This window comes from Nocardia sp. NPDC046763, from assembly GCF_040645495.1.
Taxonomy (GTDB): Bacteria; Actinomycetota; Actinomycetes; order Mycobacteriales; family Mycobacteriaceae; genus Nocardia.
Window position 1 is genome coordinate 1 of the sequence record NZ_JBEYYI010000004.1, and the last position, 20,144, is coordinate 20,144.

General features: G+C 70.4%; 13 protein-coding genes. 9 read left to right on the forward strand and 4 right to left on the reverse strand.

The features are described 5' to 3' along the window. From ABZ909_RS07390 to ABZ909_RS07400, 3 genes are all read left to right on the forward strand, one after another. Positions 1-7,287 (forward strand): amino acid adenylation domain-containing protein (locus ABZ909_RS07390; protein ID WP_356996869.1); only part of this gene is annotated, 7,287 nt, incomplete at its 5' end. A 147-nt stretch (positions 7,288-7,434) separates the two neighbouring features. After that, the gene (locus ABZ909_RS07395; RefSeq protein ID WP_356997308.1) at positions 7,435-8,427 is read left to right on the forward strand and encodes an alpha/beta hydrolase family protein; all 993 of its coding nucleotides are present in this window, start codon (positions 7,435-7,437) and stop codon (positions 8,425-8,427) included. Positions 8,428-8,563: 136 nt separating this feature from the next. After that, entirely contained in the window at positions 8,564-9,808 is a 1,245-nt protein-coding gene (locus ABZ909_RS07400; RefSeq protein WP_356997309.1) for an Nramp family divalent metal transporter, read from the forward strand. Between the two features lie 9 nt (positions 9,809-9,817). Here the strand turns inward: ABZ909_RS07400 and ABZ909_RS07405 are convergent, their stop codons facing one another. Then, on the reverse strand, positions 9,818-10,663 hold the full coding sequence (locus tag ABZ909_RS07405) for an enoyl-CoA hydratase-related protein (RefSeq protein WP_356996870.1): 846 nt from the start codon (positions 10,661-10,663) through the stop codon (positions 9,818-9,820). Between the two features lie 128 nt (positions 10,664-10,791). Here ABZ909_RS07405 and ABZ909_RS07410 point away from each other — a divergent pair, with 128 nt between their 5' ends. Next, complete coding sequence (locus ABZ909_RS07410; protein WP_356996871.1) at positions 10,792-12,042, forward strand: helix-turn-helix domain-containing protein; 1,251 nt, start codon at positions 10,792-10,794, stop codon at positions 12,040-12,042. Positions 12,043-12,092: 50 nt separating this feature from the next. On the opposite strand, the gene ABZ909_RS07415 is transcribed toward ABZ909_RS07410, so the two are convergent. Beyond that, a complete protein-coding gene (locus ABZ909_RS07415) occupies positions 12,093-13,574 on the reverse strand; it encodes an aldehyde dehydrogenase family protein (protein ID WP_356996872.1) in 1,482 nt (493 codons plus the stop codon). 333 nt (positions 13,575-13,907) lie between these two features. Here ABZ909_RS07415 and ABZ909_RS07420 point away from each other — a divergent pair, with 333 nt between their 5' ends. The 4 genes from ABZ909_RS07420 (at position 13,908) to ABZ909_RS07435 (ending at position 17,731) form a co-directional block, all read left to right on the forward strand. Then, on the forward strand, positions 13,908-14,930 hold the full coding sequence (locus ABZ909_RS07420; RefSeq protein WP_356996873.1) for an ATP-binding cassette domain-containing protein: 1,023 nt from the start codon (positions 13,908-13,910) through the stop codon (positions 14,928-14,930). After that, positions 14,927-15,736 carry an ABC transporter permease gene (locus ABZ909_RS07425; protein ID WP_356996874.1) on the forward strand — a complete coding sequence of 270 codons (810 nt, stop codon included), beginning with the start codon at positions 14,927-14,929 and terminating at the stop codon, positions 15,734-15,736. The genes ABZ909_RS07420 and ABZ909_RS07425 overlap by 4 nt, the downstream gene beginning before the upstream one ends. Then, the gene (locus ABZ909_RS07430; RefSeq protein WP_356996875.1) at positions 15,733-16,632 is read left to right on the forward strand and encodes an ABC transporter permease; all 900 of its coding nucleotides are present in this window, start codon (positions 15,733-15,735) and stop codon (positions 16,630-16,632) included. The genes ABZ909_RS07425 and ABZ909_RS07430 overlap by 4 nt, the downstream gene beginning before the upstream one ends. A 70-nt stretch (positions 16,633-16,702) precedes the next feature. Further along, positions 16,703-17,731 (forward strand): SDR family oxidoreductase, encoded by a 1,029-nt coding sequence (locus ABZ909_RS07435; RefSeq protein WP_356996876.1) that lies wholly within the window; start codon positions 16,703-16,705, stop codon positions 17,729-17,731. A gap of 3 nt (positions 17,732-17,734) precedes the next feature. Here the strand turns inward: ABZ909_RS07435 and ABZ909_RS07440 are convergent, their stop codons facing one another. Further along, positions 17,735-18,967, reverse strand: a complete 1,233-nt coding sequence (locus tag ABZ909_RS07440) for a lycopene cyclase family protein (RefSeq protein WP_356996877.1) — start codon at positions 18,965-18,967, stop codon at positions 17,735-17,737. Positions 18,968-19,138: 171 nt separating this feature from the next. Here ABZ909_RS07440 and ABZ909_RS07445 point away from each other — a divergent pair, with 171 nt between their 5' ends. Further along, entirely contained in the window at positions 19,139-19,462 is a 324-nt protein-coding gene (locus ABZ909_RS07445; protein WP_356996878.1) for a hypothetical protein, read from the forward strand. A 78-nt stretch (positions 19,463-19,540) separates the two neighbouring features. Here the strand turns inward: ABZ909_RS07445 and ABZ909_RS07450 are convergent, their stop codons facing one another. Beyond that, on the reverse strand, positions 19,541-20,086 hold the full coding sequence (locus ABZ909_RS07450) for a DUF5666 domain-containing protein (RefSeq protein WP_356996879.1): 546 nt from the start codon (positions 20,084-20,086) through the stop codon (positions 19,541-19,543). Positions 20,087-20,144: the final 58 nt, after the last annotated feature.

Below are 20,144 nucleotides of genomic sequence, written 5' to 3' on the forward strand. Positions count from 1 at the left end.
GCCCGCGGCTACGTCGCCCGCCCCGACCTGACCGCGGAACGGTTCGTGGCCAGCCCCTTCCGGCGCGGCGAGCGCCTCTACCGCACCGGCGACCTCGTCCGCTGGAACAGCGACGGCGAGCTGGTCTACCTGGGCCGCACCGACTTCCAAGTGAAACTACGCGGCCTGCGCATCGAACTCGGCGAAATCGAAGCCGCCCTCACCTCCCACGCCACCGTCGACCAAGCCGTCGTGGTCCTGCACTCGGCCGAGAACACCGGCGACATGCTCGCCGCCTACGTCGTGCCCGCCGCCGGCGAGATCGACCGGGACGCGCTCAAGGCCCATCTGGCGGCCCGGCTGCCGTCCTACATGGTGCCCTCCGCCCTGGTGGTGCTCGACGCCATGCCGGTCAACCCAAACGGCAAGCTGGACCGGAAGGCGCTGCCCGCACCGGAATTCGAGGCCCGCGAATTCCGCGCCCCGGTCTCCCCGGTCGAGCAGACCGTCGCCACCGTCTTCGCCGAGACCCTCGGACTCGGCCACCCGGTCGGCCGCGACGACGACTTCTTCGCCCTCGGCGGCAACTCCCTGGTCGCCACCCAGGTGGTCGCCCGCCTCGGCGCGGCCCTCGACACCCGCGTCCCGGTGCGGATCCTCTTCGACGCGCCGTCGGTGGCGGTGCTGGCCGCCGCCCTCGAATCGGCCACCGGCACCGGCCGCCGCGCCCTGGTGGCCGGTCCGCGCCCGGAGCGCATCCCGCTGTCCCCGGCGCAGCAGCGCATGTGGTTCCTCAACCGCTTCGACACCGAGTCGGCCGCCTACAACATCCCCGCCGCGGTCCGGCTCGCCGGCGCCCTCGACGTGGACGCCCTGCGCGTGGCGGTCTCGGATGTGGTTGCCCGCCACGAGATCCTGCGCACCATCTACCCCGAGACCGAAGACGGTCCGGTGCAGGTCGTGCTCCCCGTCACCCAGGCGACGCCCGAACTCGAGGTGCGCGCCGTCAGCTCCGAACAGGTCGCGGGAGCGGTGCTCGAGGTGGCATCGCACCTGTTCGACGTCACCACCGAGGTGCCGCTGCGCATCGCCCTGTTCGAGATCACCGACGCCCCCGGCGAATACGTGCTGGCCCTGGTGATCCACCACATCTCCGGCGACGGCTCCTCGGTGACGCCGCTGACCCGGGACCTCATGGTGGCCTACGCCGCCCGGTCCCTGGCGCTGGAACCGGCCTGGCAGCCGCTGCCGGTGCAGTACGCCGACTACGCCATCTGGCAGCGCGAACTGCTCGGCGACGAGCACGATCCGGAATCGGTGGCCGCCGCCCAGATCGGGTACTGGCAGCAGGCTCTCGCCGGACTGCCCGACCAGCTGGACCTGCCGTCGGACCGGCCGCGGCCGGCCGTGCAGTCCTTCCACGGCGGCAAGGTCGAGCTGAACATCGACGCCGCCGCCCACCGCGCGCTGGTGGAACTGGCCCGCGCCGAGGGCGCGACGCTGTTCATGGTCGTGCACACAGCGCTGGCCGTGCTGCTGGCCCGGCTCTCCGGCACCGACGACATCGCCATCGGCACCCCGATCGCGGGCCGCGGCGAAGCCGAACTGGACGACCTCATCGGCATGTTCGTCAACACCCTGGTCTTCCGGACCCGGGTTGACGCGGGCGCGAGCTTCACCGACCTGCTCGCCCGGCAGCGCGAGACCGATCTCGCCGCCTTCGCGCACGCCGACGTGCCGTTCGAGCGCCTGGTCGAGGTGCTCAACCCGGTGCGCTCCACGGCCCGCCCCCCGCTGTTCCAGGTGGGCCTGTCGTTCCAGAACCACAGTCAGGCCGGGCTGGAACTGCCCGAGCTGACCGTCGCGGGCCTCGAGATCGACACCGAGCTGTCGCAGTTCGACCTGCACCTCATCGCCGCCGACCGCTACAGCGAAACCGGCGAGCCCGCGGGCATTCTCGGACACTTCACCTACGCGACGGCCCTGTTCGACCAGGCCACCGTCGAAGGCTTCGTCGAACGCTTCGTGCGACTGCTGAGCAGCGTCGCCGCCGCGCCCGCCACCCCGGTGGGCGAGGTGGAACTGCTCGCGGCCGACGAGCGGGCGCGAATCCTGCGGGGCTGGAACGACACCCGGCACGAGGTCGACACCCGCGCCACGCTGGCGTCCCTGCTCGACCGGACCGCGCGCGAGCACGCCGGGCGGATCGCCCTGGTCGCCGACGGCGAGCGTGAACTGACCTACGCCGAACTCGCGCAGCGCGTGAATCGCCTGGCCCGCCGCCTGATCTCGCTGGGCGTCGGCCCCGAGTCCCGGGTGGCGCTGGCCCTGCGTCGCTCGACCGACCTGGTGGTCGCCATGTACGCGGTCACCGCGGCGGGCGGCGCGTACGTGCCCGTGGATCCGGATCAGCCCGCCGAGCGCACCGGCTACATCCTGGAGTCGGCCGCGCCGGTGTGCGTCCTCACCACGAGTGGGACCGGCTTCGTGACCGGTCTCGCGCCGATGGTTCGCATGGACGAACTGGCAATGGATTCGGTTCCGGCCGGGCCGATCACCGACGCCGAGCGGGTCGCGCCACTGCGGCCCACGAACACCGCCTACGTCATCTTCACCTCCGGATCGACCGGCCGCCCCAAGGGCGTGGCCGTGCCGCACGCGGCGATCGTCAACCAGTTGCTGTGGAAGACCGCGGAATTCGATCTCGGCGTCGACGACGCGGTGCTGCTGAAGACGGCGTCCACCTTCGACCTGTCGGTGTGGGAATTCTGGTCCGCCGCCGTCTCGGGCGGCCGCCTGGTCATCGCCGAGCCCGACGGCCACCGCGACCCCGTGTACCTCAACGCGCTCATGGCCCGCACGGCCGTGACCGTGCTGCACACGGTGCCATCCATGCTGGACGCGCTGCTGGCCGAATCGAATTCGGCCGCCGGACTGGGCGCGCTGCGGCGCGTGCTGGCCATCGGCGAGGCACTGCCCGCGACGCTCGCACAGCGGTTCCGCACGGCCTTCCCGGCGGTGGGCCTGTACAACCTGTACGGCCCGACCGAGGCCGCGGTGTCCATCACCAACCACGAGGTCGCCGCCGCCGACCGCGTCTCGGTGCCCATCGGCGCGCCGGAATGGAACAGCCGCGTCTACGTGCTCGACGCCCGGCTGGGGCCGGTGCCCGCCGGGGTGCCCGGCGAGTTGTACCTCGCCGGTGCGCAATTGGCGCGCGGCTACTTCGGGCGTCCGGATCTGACCGCGGATCGCTTCGTGGCCGACCCGTTCGCGACCGGCGAGCGCATGTACCGCACCGGTGACCTGGTCGCGTGGAACTCGACCGGCGAGCTGGAATACCGGGGCCGCACCGACTTCCAGGTGAAGATCCGTGGCTTCCGTATCGAGCTCGGTGAGATCGAGGCGGCGCTGCTGGCGCTGCCGGAGATCGCGCAGACCGCGGTGCTGGCCAAGACCGACGCCAAGACGGGTGACCGTCTGGTGGCCTACCTGGTGCCGTCCGGCTCGGATCTCGAGGTGCCGCAGGTGAAGTCGGCGCTGTCGGCGGCACTGCCGTCGTACATGGTCCCGGCCGCCTTCGTGGTCCTCGACGCCCTGCCGTTGAACGTGAACGGCAAGCTGGACCGCGCCGCGCTGCCCGATCCCGAATTCGAGGCGGCCGTCTTCCGTGCCCCGGCCACCGGCCTGGAACAGACCGTGGCGGAGGTCTTCGCCGACGTGCTCGGCCTGCAGCGGGTCGGCGCGGACGACGACTTCTTCACCCTCGGCGGCAACTCGCTGCTGGCCACCCAGGTGGCGAGCCGCCTGCGCACGCTGACCGGCGCCGAGGTCAGGGTGGCGTGGTTCTTCACCGCGCCGACCGTGGCCGGACTCGGCGCGCAGATCCTGGCCGCGCTCGAGGGCGAACACGACTTCGACTCGAATTCCGAAGCCGGACTTCAGGTCGTGCTGCCGATTCGCGCCACGGGCACCCGGACGCCGATCTTCTGCGCTCCGCCCATGTCCGGAATGTCGTGGTGCTACGCCGGTCTGGCGCGCTTCCTCTCCGAGGACCAGCCCCTGCTCGGCCTGCAGTCGCCCGCCCTCACCGAGGCCGACTACGACCCGGCAGACCTGGCCGACGTGGCCCGCCGCTACGCCGCCGAAATGCGCGCCATCCAGCCGGAGGGTCCGTACCGGGTGCTCGGCTACTCGCTCGGCGGCATCCTGGCCTACGCCATCGCCACCGAGCTGCAGGCCGCCGGTCAGCGAGTCGACCTGGTCGCCATCCTGGACTCCTACCCGGAGTCGAAGTCCGACTTCCGGACCTCGATCCTGGACGAGTTCGCCACCATCGGCGTCGGCCCCGAGGCCTTCCCCGACGGCGACCTGCTGAACCTGAGCGAGGAGGCGCTCACCGCGCTGCACGGCGCGGTGCCGCCGGACCTCGGCGTCCTCACCCTGGACCGCCTGCGCCGCATCTACCGCGGCGCGGTGCGCAGCCTCGAGCTCGAATCGCAGTACCGGCCGCGGCATTTCGACGGCCGTGTCGAGCTGTTCCGGGCCGAGTTCCTGAGCGCCGGTGTCCCGCAGTCGAAGTCGTCGGCCGACTGGCGGCCGTATGTCAGCGGGGCCGTGGGCGAGCATCCGGTGCCCGGCACCCACCAGATGATGACCACCGCGGAAGCCCTCGCCGTGATCGGACCGGTGCTGGCCGGCCTCATCGATCGCGCCGACACCGAACCGGCCGTAGTGTCCGAACCTGTTGTGCGGTCCGAACCGGCTGTGCTGTCCGGCGATACCGTCGCTGCCGCCGAGCCGGTGGGCACCCTGCCGGATCTCATGGCCGCGGCCGTCGGGGCGAATCCGGACGGTGCGGCGGTGATCATTCGTGGTCGTGCCTTCACCTACGCCCAGCTCGATGCCGAATCCTCGCGTCTCGCACGGGTTCTCATCGATCGCGGCGCGGGCCCGGGCACCCGGGTGGCCGTGGCGCTGCCCCGGTCGGTGGCGCTCATCCTCGCGGTGTGGGCGGTCGCCAAAACCGGTGCGACCGTGCTGCCGGTGGATCCGGCCACCGGTGACACGGGTGCGATCGACAGCCGGACCACGCAGGGCCTGACCCTCAGCGCCGCGACGGCCGGGCTGCCCCCGCTGGCCGCCGGCGGTGAGTGGCTCGTGGTCGACGATCCGCGCGTCGGCGCCGACGTCGAATCCCGTTCGGCCGCACCGGTCGCCGACTCGGACCGCCGCGCACCCGTCGAGCCCGGCCACGCGGCCTGGGTCGATCGCGCGGCCGACGGCTCCGGCGAGGTGGTGCTCACGCAGGCGGACCTGCACGCGATCGCCACCCGGACCCTGTCCTTCGGCCTGCACGGCGAGGCACGGGCGATCTATCTCGCGGCGGCCGGATCGAGCCTGTCGCCGCTGGAACCGCTGCTGCCGCTCGGCGCCGCCGCCGCCCTGGTGGTCGCACAGCACCGCGCCTACGAGCCGGGCGAACTCACCGAACTGCTCACCCGCGAGGCGATGACCCACGTGGTCCTCGCCGAGCCGGTGCGGGACGCCCTGTCCCCGGCGGTCCCCGCGGATGTACGGGTCATCGCCGCTGAGGACCTGCGGGCCCGGCCCGCGGCCGTCACCCGTGACGACATCGTGTCCGCTATCGGCGAGCCGGTATCCGTCACCGACGAATCCACGTCCGCCGCAGGGCAGTTCGAGGAGCTCGAGGTCGACTGGGCCACCACCGCGGTGCTGCCGGTGATCAGGCCCGAGGATCTCGAGCGATCGGTGAAGCTGCGCGATCCGGAACACGCTGCCGAACCCAAGTCGGTCCGGGAGCCCGAGCCGGATCCCGATATCGCGTTCCGGCCGGATGCCGAGCCCGAACCGGCGAGAGCGGCCCACGCCGCCACTCCGGAGGACGAGGTGGCGGCCGCGCCCGGGGAGACCGCACCGGCCGAGCCGCTGCGCGTGGGCGTCCAGAAGCCGGTCACGGGGCCGAGACTCAGTGCGGTGGGCGAGGTTTCGCCGCTGCCTGCGGGCGCCATGGGCCTGCTCGAGGTGGAACCGTCCGGGGTCTGGGTCCGGGCCATCACCCTCGATATCGCCGCCGGCATCTCCGGCACCCGGGTGCGCCGTTCGGTCGCCGGACTGCTGGACCGGCATCCGGGCCTGTGGGCGCGACTGCGCCGCAATGGCGACGCGGTGGCGCTCGACATTCCGGCCGCCCAGCCGCGCGGCGCCGCGGTGGTCTGGCAGATCGACCCCAACCTGGAGGCCGTCGGTGACCCCATCGAGGCCGTGATCCACGCTGCCGCCGCCGAATTGGACCCCGAGAAGGGGTACAACATGCGCTTCGTGCTGGTGGAGAACGTGGCGACCGACCCGGCCGAGGACCCGCAGGACCGGCCCGCCGCCGTGCTCGTCGTGGTCGCCAACGGCCTGGTCGTGGACGACGCCTCCTGGCGCACCGTCATCGAGGACCTCACCGCCTCGTGGTCCGGCGGCCACGCCACCCCGCACAGCGCGGACGCCCACCCGCTCGGCATCGCCCGTGCGCTGGCCGAACGCGCCGTGGACGCCGACACCATCGACGAATTGGACTGGTGGCGCGACCAGCTCGCCGATGTCGCGGAGGGCGTGTCGCCGGAGCTGGTGATCGGCGATGCCGATTCCGGTGCCCGCGGCCGGGTCTCGGTGTCCATCACCGGCGAGGGCGCGGCGGCCGTCGACGGCGTGGCACGCCGCTACGGCGCCGACATCGACGATGTGCTGCTGGCCGCCCTGGCCGCCACCCTGCTCGACCCGGGTGCCGAAACCCTGCGCGACACACTGGGTTCGGTGGTGCGGCTGATCGCCGATGGCCGCACCCCCGGCGATCCGGCCGGACTGCGGACGGTCGGCGCGTTCAGCACCACCTACCCGTTCGCGCTGCGCCTGGACGGCGTCGACCTCGCCGAGGTGCGGGCCGGCGGCCCGACCGCGGGCGCGGTCATCGAGCAGATCCGCGACCGGGCCCGCGAAGTACCCTCGCAGGGAGTCGGTTTCGGGCTGCTGCGGCACCTGAACCCGGAGACGGTGGCGGAGATCGCCGTACTCCCGGTGGGCCGCATCGGCTTCCGCTACCGTGACCTGCGCCCGGCCCGGGTCTACCCGGAACCGGTCGCCGACGACCTGTATCTGGACGTCACCGTCGACACCAGCCAGGACGGCCTCATCGCCCGCTTCGATTTCGTGGGCACGGTGCTCGACCTGGACCAGGTCAAGCAATTGGTGGAGGGCTGGGTGCAGGCGCTGGGTGGACTCGCCGAGCACGGGCGCTGACGCCCGCTGTGTGACCGACCCGTAGTATCAGCTGAATTCGACACGAGATGAAGGTGCGAAACATTGATTCGTCGACATGTCCGGAACGGGCGGCGCGGGCTGCGAGCCGCAGCCTTCCTCGCTGCCACGGCGGTTCTCACCGGTCTGATGACCGGCGTCGGCGGCGGCACCGCCTCCGCTGACCCGATCATCGACGGCAAGAAGCTGCTGGCCGATCCGGTCTCGGCGGATGGTTCGAAGATCACCAGGGCCGAGATGAAGGACGACCGGAACATCCGGCTCTACGTCTACTCCGCGGCCATGGGCGCCACCTATCCGGTCGACGTGCAGCGGCCCGCGGACGCCTCGGTGCCGCGCCCGACTCTGTACCTGCTCAATGGCGCGGGCGGCGGTCAGGACGACGCCTCCTGGGTCAAGAAGACCAATATCGTCAACGGCTTCCTGGGCGACAAGAACGTCAATGTCGTGCAGCCCATCGGCGGCAAGTGGTCCTACTACCAGGACTGGGACAATGACGATCCGGTCCTCGGCCGCAACAAGTGGACCACCTTCTTCAGCGAGGAACTACCCCCGCTGATCGACGCCGCCCTCGGCACCAACGGCGTCAATGCCATCTCCGGCATCTCCACCTCCGGCACCACCGTGCTCACCCTGGCCGAGGCCAAGCCGGACCTGTACAAGTCCGTCGCCGCCTACTCCGGCTGCGCCCAGATGGCTGACCCGCAGGGCCAGGAGTTCATGCGCCTGACCGTCGAGACCTGGGGCGGCGGCAAGCTCGAGAACATGTACGGTCCGTCGGATTCGCCCGAGTGGGCCCAGCACGATCCGGTCATCAACGCTGACAAGCTGCGCGGCATCAACCTCTACATCTCCTCCGGTAGCGGTCTGCCCGGCGTGTACGACACCCTCAACGGTCCGTACGCGCTGCCCGGCGCCTACGGCCTGGCCAACCAGATCATCATCGGCGGCGTGATCGAGGCCGGCACCAACTTCTGCAGCCACAACCTGGCGAACAAGCTGAACTCGCTGGGCATCCCGGCCACCTACAACTTCCGGGCCACCGGCACCCACTCGTGGGGCTACTGGAACGACGAGTTCATCAACTCGTGGCCGGTCCTGGCCCAGGGCCTCGGCATCTGACCGAAAGTCCACGCGGACAACACAAATCAGCCCGGCACCGACAAGGTGCCGGGCTGTTGCCGTTATGGCTGTGGTCACAGAGTGGTAGGAAGGACTAAACAAAAAGTTCGGGTACCCGTAAACTTGGTGTGTGAGTATCAGCTTGGCCGATCAGCGCAGCCCGTTCCAGCGAGCGCGATCGGCCGCGGTGTTACTCGGCCCGGCCTTCGTCGCCGCCATCGCGTACGTCGATCCGGGCAATGTCGCCTCCAATATCAGCGCCGGAGCGCAATACGGCTACCTGCTGGTGTGGGTGGTGATCATGGCCAATGCGATGGCCGGGCTGGTCCAGTTCCTGTCCGCGAAACTCGGCCTGGTGACCGGCAAGTCGCTGCCGGAGGCGGTGCGGGAGAAGTCCGGCCGTCCGGTGCGGCTCGCGTACTGGGCGCAGGCCGAGACCGTGGCGGTGGCCACCGATCTCGCCGAGGTGGTCGGCGGGGCGATCGCACTGAACCTGCTGTTCGGACTGCCGCTCATGATCGGCGGCATCATCACCGGCATCGTGTCGATGATCCTGCTGCTGATCCAGAATCTCGGCGGGCAGCAGCCCTTCGAGCGCGTCATCACCGGCCTGCTCGGGATCATCGCGATCGGATTCCTTGCCTCCCTGGTGTTCTCGCCGCCGTCGGCCTCGGAAACCCTGGGTGGTCTGGTGCCCCGCTTCGAAGGCTCCGGCAGCGTGCTGCTGGCCGCGGCCATGATCGGTGCGACCGTCATGCCGCACGTGGTCTACCTGCACTCCGGCATGGCCCGCGACCGGCACGGGCATCCGGAGGTGGGCGCCTCGCGAAACCGGTTGCTGCGCATCACCCGATACGACGTCGGCCTGGCCATGCTGCTGGCGGGCGCGGTGAACCTGGCCATGCTGCTGATGGCGGCCAGCACGCTGCGCGGTCGCGACGGGGTGGACACCATCGAGGGCGCGCACGCCGCGGTCCAGCAGGTGCTCGGCCCGGTGGCCGGGCTGTTGCTCGCGGTCGGCCTGCTCGCCTCGGGCCTGGCGTCCACGTCGGTAGGGGCCTATGCGGGGGCCATGATCATGCAGGGCCTGCTGGACCGGCGCATTCCCCTGGCCGTGCGCCGCGTGATCACGCTGATTCCCGCTCTGGTGGTGCTCGCGCTGGGCGTCGATCCCACTCGCGCCCTGATCATTTCGCAGGTGGTGCTGTCGTTCGGCATTCCGTTCGCGCTCATCCCGCTGGTGCGCTTCACCAGCGATGCCGGGCTCATGGGCGCGAACGTCAACCACCGCGTCACCACCGGCCTGGCCTGGCTGGTGGCCGCGGTCATCACCGCCCTGAACGCGGTGCTGATCTACCTGATCGTCGCCGGAAAGGGCTGACGCGCCGCGCTATTCGGCGAAGACCGCCCGGCGCTTCTGCAGCATGGCGGCCGCGCCCTCGGCGAAATCGGCCGAGCCGAGCAGTTCGCACTGGCCGGCCTTCTCGGCCGCGAGGGCGGCGTCCAGCGAGGTCAGCGCCGCCGCATTGAGGGCGCGCTTGGTGAGCTCCAGGGCGCGGCGCGGGCCGTGTGCGAGTTTGGCGACGGCCGCCTCCACCTTGGCGTCGAGCTCCTCATCGCTGTACACGCCCGCGATCAGGCTGTGCTCCACGGCCTTTCGCGCCGAGAGCCGCTCGCCGAGCAGTGCCATCTCCGCGGCCAGTGGGCGACCGGCCGCAGCGGCCACCAGGGCCGCCGCGCCGCCGTCGGGCATCAGGCCAATATTGATGAAGGCCAGCAGCAGGTAGGCGTCCTCGGACGCGTAGGCCAGATCGGCGGCCAGCGCGAAGGCCACGCCCACCCCGGCGGCCGCGCCCTTGACCCGGGCGATGACCGGAACGGGGGAGTCGACGATCGCTTTGATCATCCGGTTGGCCACGTCCATGGTCATCTCGGGCGTGATACCGCGTTCCTTCTCGCCCGGGGCGGCGGCCAGATCCGCGCCGGTGCAGAAGTCGCCGCCCTCGCCGGTCAGTACGATGACCCGCACGGCCGGATCCTGCGAGGCCGCGAGCACGGTATCGCCAAGGCCGGCCATGGTGTCATAGCTGAGTGCGTTCTTGCGTTTGGGATTGGTGATGGTGATGCGCAGCACCCGCCCGTCCTGAACCGCGGTGTACCCCGCGGTGGTCGCGATGTGCCCGCCCGTCGCCCCACCGCCACCCCTGACGGAATCACTGCGCGATGCGGTATCCATGTGCGCTCCCCGGATATATATGCGGCAGCGATGCCGCAGACTGTGTTCAGCTTTGCGAATTGTGGTTAACTTAGGGGGGTTCGTCCGGCACTGTCAACAGCTGGGGTTCGTCGAGAAGGAGAAACTGTATGGTCGCCGATCGCAGCGAGGCAGCCCTCGCTTCCGCGCGACCGGACAGTAGTTCCAGGCCATCGGACAGCGAACCCGGTCCCCGCCGCCGCCCCAAGAACCGCAAGGCCCAAATCGTGCGGGTAGCGGCCCGGGCGTTCGCCGAACGTGGCTACCACCCGGTCGGCGTGGACGAGATCGCGGCCGAGGTCGGCATCTCCGGTCCGGCGCTGTACCGCCACTTCACCAATAAATACGCGCTGCTGGTGGCCGCCGCGGAAATGGGGGCACAGCAATTGCTGGATGCCGCCAAGGCCGCCGACCATCCGGAGCTGGAATCGGAACCGCGACTCACCGCGCTGATCCGCGGCATCGCCGAGTACACCATCGATGTGCGCCGCGAGGGCGGGCTGTACCGGTGGGAGCGCCGCTACCTGGAACGCGCGGACCGCGACCGCATCCGCGTCATCTACAACGAACTGCGCGCCACCCTGGCCGCCGCCATCGCCGAGCTGTACCCCGACGCGGATGCGGTCGACATCGAGCTGCGCGCGGCCGCGGTGCTGAGCGCCATCGGCTCCATCACCGCGCATCGCACCGCCCTGTCCACCACCCGCCTGGTCAACCTGATCACCGAGATCTGCTGGGACCTGCTGCGCTGCGAACTGCCGCCCGCGCCCGCCCCGGCCACCGGCGACCCGCTGCTGCGCGGCCTGCCCGTCATCTCCAAGCGCGAGCAGCTGCTCACCGAGGCCATTCGCATCTTCGGGCGGCAGGGCTACCACGAGGCCAGCATCGAGGAGATCGGCGCCGCCGCCGGCATCAACGCCTCCAGCGTCTACCGCTACTTCGCCAGCAAGGCCGACCTGCTGGCCGCCGCCTTCCACCGCACCGGCGAACGGGTCGCCATCGGCAACAACGAGGCGCTGGCCGAGGCCACCAGCCGCGCCGACGCGGCGGTCCGGATCGCCGACCGGTTCTCCCGCATGACCTTCGCCATGCCCGAGATCCTGCCGGTCTATTTCTCCGAATTCTCGAATCTGCCCGCCTCCGAACAGCATCGGCTGCGCTCGGTGCAGCGGCAGAACGTGCTCGAATGGGCCAACCTGCTCGAAGGCGATCAGGTCGAGGCGCGCTTCCGGGTGCACGCGGCCATCGCCCAGGTCATCGATGTGGGCCGGCGCATCCGCTTCGACGGGCGGCCCGAGAACCTGGCCCGGGTGAGCGCGCTCATGCGCGCCGTACTGCTGGGCGTGCCCGCCGCCGAATAGCCTCCCGCGGCCTACCGCCGAATAGCCTCACGCGGCAGCCACTTCCACCGTCAGACCCGGTGCCGCATGCGGAACAACGCGCGGGCCACCCGGAGACGGCGCGGATGCTTCTCGAAGGTGCCCGAGGTGATCTGGTCCGGCGGATGCTTCTCGGTGATCGTCTGCGGCCGTGCGAATTCCCGCAGCGTGCGCGGATCGCGAATGCGGCCCGGCCCGTTGACCCCGTAGACCGGGGCCGCGTTGACCGTGATGAGCTCGCTGCGCAGCCGTGCCGCGAACTCCGGGACGCTGCGGGTGTCACGCGTGAAAACCGAGACGGCGCGCGGCTTTTCGGCGGAATTCACCCGGTCGGCCGCCTCGTCCATGGTGGCCACCCGATTCACCACCAGCACCGGCCCGACGGCGTCCCCGGTGACCGCGGTGCTCACCTCGGGCACGTCGGTGAGCACGATCGGCTCGATATACGGTTCGCGAATCGACTCCAGGCTCCCGACCACCAGCCGCCCGCCCCGGGTGACGGCGTCGCGCACCTGGCGGCGCACCACATCGATCTGGGCGTCCAGGATCATCGGGCCGTAGGAGGCGCGGCGGTCCGCGCCCGGGCGGAGCCGCCGGGCCTGATCGGCCACCAGCTCCAAGAACGGTTCGTACACCGAGTCGGCCACATACACGCACTGCACGCCCGCGGGCTGCTGACCGGAATTGGCCATGGCGCCGTACACCGCGGCGGCCGCGGCGGTATCGAGCTTGGCGTCGACCTGAACCACCATCGATCCGCGTCCGCCCTGCTCGACGAGCAGGGGGGTGGACGCCTGCGCGGCCAGCGTGGCCACCTCCCGCGCCCCCGCGCCGGATCCGGCGTAGGCCAGCTTGTCCACGCGGGCGCGGCACAGGGCGGCGGCGGTGCCGCTGTCGCCGGTGACCACCTGCAGCACAGGCTGATTCGGGGCCAGATGGTTCCAGGTGTCGGCCAGCCACGCGCCCACGCCGGGGGTCAGCTCACTGGGCTTGAACACCACCGCATTGCCCGAGGCCATCGCGCCGGCAATCGAATTCATCGGTGTCAGAACGGGATTCTGCCAGGGGCCGAGCACGCCGACCACGCCCAGCGGCAGGTAGCCGACGGTGCCGGGCGCCTCGCGGCGCAGTGCGGCGCCCAGCCGGGTGGTGCGGCCCAGCGTCTTCTCCGCATGCCGCGCAACCCAATCCAGATGTTCCACCGCCAGCGTCACCTCGATGGCGGCGTCGATGCGCGGCTTGCCGGTCTCGCTGCTGATCAGCTCGACCAGATCGCGGGTGCCGCGGGCCAGGCTGCGTTTCCAGTCCAGCAGCCAGCGTTTGCGCGCGTCGAATCCCAGTGCCGCCCACCATTGTTCGGCGCTACGTGCCGAGCGGACAGTGCGGGTGAGCTCGCCCGCGCCCATGCTGGCGTATTCGCCGACGACCTCCCCGGTCCTGGGGTCGAAGGACGTGAGCACCTTGGATCGGCGCGCACCGGCGCGCCCTGTTGCCGGCTGCGCCGACTCGGCCATGGTCAACCTCTCGTGGCCTGTGAATGTCTCTCCCCGCCAACGCCAGACTATGGTTCGAGTCGCAGATGCGACAAGGTAGCGAAATCGCCGCATACCGGCCGGTCTGCGCCTGGATCAGCAGCTATGCCGGAACCCTTCGGTTTGTGACCAAGCACACAGTTTGATGATTGCTGCTTCGGCAAAGAAACGGCCTCATTTGGGATGCGCCGGTAACATCACGGCCGGCGGTGTGGATCATCCCGGCGGGCGGTAGCGACTTATCCCCCGCGGGATGTGGGGACCCGCCGCACGGGGCGACATCGTTCAGCCCGACCAGCCGATAGTGGAGAGTTGATGCCCAGCTTGGACAGACCGCAACCCGGAGCACCCGATGATCCGGCCGTTTTCGTCGAAGACGTCCGCAAGTCCTTCGGCGAGGTGCACGCGCTGCAGGGGATCAGCTTCACCGCCGCCCGCGGACAGGTCCTCGGCATTCTCGGCCCCAATGGGGCGGGCAAGACCACCACGGTCAAGATCCTGTCCACCCTGCTGCGCCCGGACTCCGGCATCGCCCGCATCGCCGGGCACGACGTGCGCTCGGACCCCGCCGCGGTGCGCCGATCGATCATGATGACCGGCCAGTACGCGGCCCTCGACGAGAACCTCTCCGGTCGCGAGAACCTCGAGCTCTTCGGCCGTCTGATGGGCCTGCCGCGCAAGGCCGCCCGGCAGCGCGCCGACAACCTGCTCGAGGAGTTCGACCTCACCGGCGCGGGCCGCCGCGCGGTGCGCCACTACTCCGGCGGCATGCGCCGCCGCGTCGACATCGCCTGCGGCCTGGTGGTCCGGCCCGAGGTGGTGTTCCTCGACGAACCCACCACCGGCCTGGATCCGCGCAGCCGCCAGGGCGTCTGGGATCTCGTCACCGCGCTCAAGAACCAGGGCATCACCGTCCTGCTGACCACGCAGTACCTCGAAGAGGCCGACGTGCTCAGCGACAACATCATCGTGATCGACAAAGGTACGGTCATCGCCGAGGGCACCGCCGACGCTCTCAAGGAGAAGACCGGCGGCAGCTACTGCGAGGTCGTGCCGCTGGACCCGACCCAGCTGACCACCGTCGCCGACGCGCTCGGCGATCTGGTGCCCGACGCGGTCCGCGCGGATATGGCCGGCGGCGACCGGCTTTCGATTCCCGCCCCGGACGGTGCGGTCACCCTGTCGGAGGCTCTGCGCCGGCTCGACGCCGTCGGCGTCAAGCTCGCCGACATCGGCCTGCGCCGCCCCTCCCTCGACGACGTCTTCCTCTCGCTCACCGGGCACTCCGGCAGCCACGAGGCCACCGCCGACACGGCCGACACCGCAGGCGTGGCATGAGCGCCCCCGCGGCCGACGCCGCCGACCTGTTCGCCGGCGTACCACCGGCCCGGCCCAGCAGCTTCGCCCAGTGGCGCGCGCTCACCGGCCGCGTCGTCTGGGTGATGGCCACCAAGGGCGAACTGGCCGTCGCGGTGATCGTGCCGCTGGTGTTCACCCTCGGCTTCTACCTGCCGCTGAAGTACGTCATGCAGGTCCGCGGCATCCACTACGCGCAGTTCGTCATGCCGATCATCGTGCTGCAGACCATGTCCTTCACCATGATGTCGAACGCGCAGCTGGCCGCGTTCGAGGCCATGACCGGGCTCAACACCCGCATGCAGACCATGCCCATCGGCAAGCTGGTGCCGCTGCTGTCCCGGCTGTCCGCGGGCCTGGTGCGCTCGGTGGTCTCGCTCATCGCGGCGCTGGGCTGGGGTCACCTGATCGGCTTCCGATTCGTCGCCGGCTGGGGCCAGGCCGTGCTGTTCTGCGTCTTCTCCCTCGCCGTCGGCACCATCCTGGCCATCGGCGCCGACGGGCTGGGGTCACTGACCAAGAGCCCCGAATCGCTGAGCCAGGCCCTGACCCTGCCGACCCTCATCTTCGGCATGCTGTCCTGCGGCTTCGTGCCTGAGGCCGGCTTTCCCGCGTGGGTGCGGCCGTTCGTGCGCAATCAGCCCATCTCGCAGTTCTCCTTCGCGCTGCGCGACATGGCCGAGCACGGGGTGACCTGGCAGGTGTTGTGGGTGCCGCTGGTGTGGCTGGGCGGCCTCGCGGTCGTCTTCACGCCGATGGCGATCTGGGCGAGTGTGAGGCGATCATGAGCAGTGCGGTGACGGCCCAAGTGGACGAACAGGATTCGGCGGCCGGACAGGATTCGGCGGTCGAAGTGGAATCGTGGGCGGGACATCAGCCGCTGCCGGTGGTGAAACCGCGGTCGGAGCGCGCGCTCTCGATCTGGCTGGAACAGAGCCTGATCCAGTGCAAGCGCCTGCTCATCGGCTGGATGCGCGATCCCGCGACCACCATTCAGACCCTCATCTACCCGGCGGCCACGCTGATCATGTTCCGGATCGTGCTGGGCGACTCCATCACCCAGGCCACCGGCATGCCCAGCATCTACGGCACCGTGCCGATGGTCATGCTGGTCGCGGCCATGTCCGGTTCGGTGGTGAGCGCGCTCGGCTTCAAGACCGAGAAGGCCACCGGACTGCTCGGGCGGTTCTACACCATGCCCATCCACCGCGCGGCCGGACTCACCGGACGACTGCTGGCCGAGGCGCTGCGGGTGCTCGTCACCTCCGTGTTCGTCCTCATCGTGGGCGTGTGCATCGGCTTCCGGTTCTGGTACGGGCCCGCGGCTTCGATTGCCATGCTGGCCATTCCGATCCTGTTCGCCATCGGGTTCGCTGTACTGGTCACCGCGCTGGCCACGCTCACCGAGGGCGTGCTGCTGGTCTCGCTGATCGGCATCGTCAACACCCTGCTGATGTTCTTCAACTCCGGTTTCGTGCCGGTGTTCGCCTATCCGGTCTGGCTGCAGAAGACGGTCGAGAACCAGCCCATGAGCACCGCCATCGACGCCATGCGCGGACTGTCCTACGACGGGCCGATCGCGGCACCGCTGTGGAAGACCGTGGCGTGGTCGGTCGGCATGATCGTGGTGTGCGCCTACCCCGCGATCCGCGGGTACCGGCGGGCGGCGGAGACCGGAGCCTAGACACGCCCGACCAGTTTCCCCGGGGCCGCACCGGAGTTCGAGTGGCGTGCGTCACGTTAAGGTGGGCGCCATGAACTACCTGGTTACCGGGGCAACCGGGTTCATCGGTCGATTTCTGCTCCCCGAACTCCTGAAACGCGGCGCGGACGTCCACGTCCTGGTGTGCCCGGGCGAAGGCTCCGTGCTGCGTTTCAACCGCTGCCTGCGCGACTGGAGTGCCCCCGACCGGGTACGCCCGGTGCGCGGCGACCTCGGCGCGCCCGGGCTCGGCATCGACGCGGGCTGGATTGCGGCGCACCGCGGTTCGATCGACCACGTCTTCCACCTGGCCGCCGGCTTCGACACCCGCGGCGCGGGCGGCGGCACCCGGCGGGTCGCCGAGCTCGCGGCGGCGCTGGAAGCCGGACGGCTGCACCATGTTTCGACGGTGCGCGTCGCCGGAGCCCGGGAGGGCCTGTTCACCGAGGACATGACCGACGTCGGACAGCTGCTGCCCACCCCCTACCAGCGGGCCATGTTGCGGGCCGAGCAGGATGTGCGCGAGCAGACCGCGGTGCCGTGGCGGATCTACCGGCCCGCCATCGTGATCGGCCATTCCCGCACCGGCGAGATCGACCGCATCGACGGCCCCTACTACTTCTTCCGGCTGCTGCGCATGGCCGCGCAGCTGCCCCGCATCCTGCCCGTGATCGCGCCCGAACTCGGCGAAACCAATCTGGTGCCGGTCGATTTCGTGGCCCGCGCCCTCGACCACATCGCGCACCGGCCCGGCGACACACCCGCCACGTACCACCTGGTGGATCCGCGCGAGCAGAGTGTCGCCGACGTCTTCAACCTCTTCGCCGACGAGGCCGGGGCGCCGCACCTCATCCAGGTCATGCCCAAGCAGACCCTCGACCTCACCCTGCGCGTACCCGGCATGGGCTGGGTGCTGCGCCAGGTCGGCATTCCCATGGACGTCATCGAGGACACCGAACTGTCGTGCCGCTTCGACTCCCGCCACACCGCGGCCGCGCTCGCCGGCACCGATATCAAGGTGCCGCCACTGGCCGCCTACGCCGCGATCATCTGGAAGTACTGGATCGAGAACTGGGTCTGAGCCCTACTGCGCGGTGTCCCCGGGTAGCAGATCCTCCCGGGGCAGCAGCAGGTCGTCCAGCGGGCGCGGGCGGCCGAAATCCCAATCCACCCAGCGGTTCCGGTTGGTCCAGCCCACCAGGTCGTAGCGCCAGCGGAACGGCTGGGTGGTGCCGACCGTCATGAACAGCGCCGTGCCCAGCGCCGAGTAGTCGGCGTGCGCCGACAGCAGCGCGCGTTGCTGCCGGGGCGGGCGGGTGAAGAACGCGTCGAACATGGCGACGGACTGGGCGGTCGTCAGCCGGCCTAGGCCGTACACGCCTCGCATGCGCATCCAATAGACCAGGCGCGCCTGCCACGGCCACAGCGCCTCGACCGGATCGTCGCCGCGGCGCACCGCGTCCAGGGCGGTATCCACCAGCGCCAGCGAATCCGCCACGCAGTACCCGGTGATCGGATGCATCATGCCGCCGCGCGAGCCGAACGGAATCACCCGGCCGCGACCGGCTTTCGGGGGCAGCTCGTCGAGCGGATAGTGAGCGGCCTCGGTCGGCTCGTCACCGCGCAGCCGAATCCCGTGCGCCGCCAGCCGATTCAGGGTGCGCCGCCGCAGCTCGTGCTGCGGCATACCGCCGCGCAGGCCCAGGCTGGTCTCCTCGAAGATCACCGTGCCGTCCCCGAGCGGCACCGAGTACAGGAACGACGGCGGCTCGTCCGGGCCCGCGCCGTTCTCGTCGCGCCAGTCCAGCAGCAGGCCCTCACCGGCGGTCACCATCGGGGCCGCGGTGTCCTCGTCCACGAAGATGCCGTGTGCGCTGGCGGTGCGCCGCGCGCCCGGCGCGGCCTGGCCGCGGGTGTCGAACACGGTGGCGGCGCGCACCTCGGTGCCGTCGGCCAGCTCCACCCGGTGCGCCTCCACCGTGCGCGCACGGCCCGCGATGACCGTCGCGTCGTCCAGCGGCAGCGCGTCGAACAGGCCCTGCTTGGACAGCACGCAGTAGGGCCGGGGAATCCGGTGCTCGGTGGTCGTCCACACCGCGGGCGCCTCGATGCGGCTGGCGATCGCGCCCTGCCCCAGCCACTCCGGCAGCTCGTCCACCCAGCACGAGAAGGTCGGCGCCCACAGCCGTGTCGGCCGCGGATCCACCGCGACCACCCGCATACCCGCCGCCATGGCGCGATGCGCCAGCGCCCGCCCTGTGGGACCGAGCCCCACCACGCACACGTCGGCCGCCCTGCCGACCTCACGGCCACTCATACCCGCATTCAAACAGCCGCGTCCCGGCCCCGCCAGGCCGACTCCGACTTCGCACCCCCGCGCTGTGCGGCCGAATCCTCGCCGCGCGCGCCACCCTTCGGCGGTCATTGCCGCTTGCTATCGTGCGTGCGGTGGGCGACCGGCGGATGCGATGAGGTGGGGAGAGACGGAATGAACACCGGCAAGCGATATTGGTGGGTGCCGCCGACCGCGTCATCGGTGCTGTTCGGGTTCGGCCTGCCCGTCTACTTCGCGCTCTTCGTGCTCAGCGGGTTCGCCACCGACTCGTGCAACGGCCGCGACTCCTGCCGGAACACCTTCGGGCACCTCGACAACGCCCAGCATCTGCTGCTGTTCGGGCTGCTCGCGGTGACCGCGCAATGGGTGGTCGCCTACTGGGCGCCGTGGGCGGTGCGCATCGTGCTGGCGGTAGTGCCGATCGGGCTGGGTTTCGCGGCCCTGGTCATGCTGATGAGTACCCCGGTCGGCGCATAGCCGGACTCGGGCAGGCGGCAAGTCTGTTGCGGGACAACGGACTTGCCGGCCATCGAACGTTCGGTATCACGGAGCGGATCACTCGGCCGGCGTCGACGACGGCGACGTGGACGGGGTGCCGCCGGGTGCGGCCGGCGGGGTGGCACCGGGCGAATTCGGCGGCGTCCCATTCATATTGGCGTGCTCGCGGGCGTGAGCGACGCGGGTCGCGGCTATGGCGCCGTTGGCTTCCTGCCCCTGCACCATGATCTGATCGCCGACCGCGAACTGCGCGGCGGTCTCGCTCTTCGCCTTGGTGCCGAATTCCGTGCTGGGGGAGATGGTCACGGTCTCGGTGCTGCCGTCCTGTTTGGTGATCATCCAGGATCCGGAGTTCTCGCTGGTGATCTTGCCGCCGACGCCCCGGCCGCCCTGACCACCCTGGCCGTCGCCGTGGTGTCCGTCCGGCCCCTGCTGCTGATTGCCGCCGCCCGCGGAGTTGTGATCGCTGGACCCGCAGGCGGCCAGGCCCAGGGTGGCCGCCAGGGCCAGTGCTGCGCCGGCCACGGAGATGGTGACACGACCGGGCCTGCGCCGTCCCGGAACGGGGTGGGAACTGTCTGCGGCGGGAATTGAATCTGTCATGGCCGCAACGCTATTGATGGTAGCTGTGAGGTTCCTCGGCGTCGGCTGGTGAGTCACT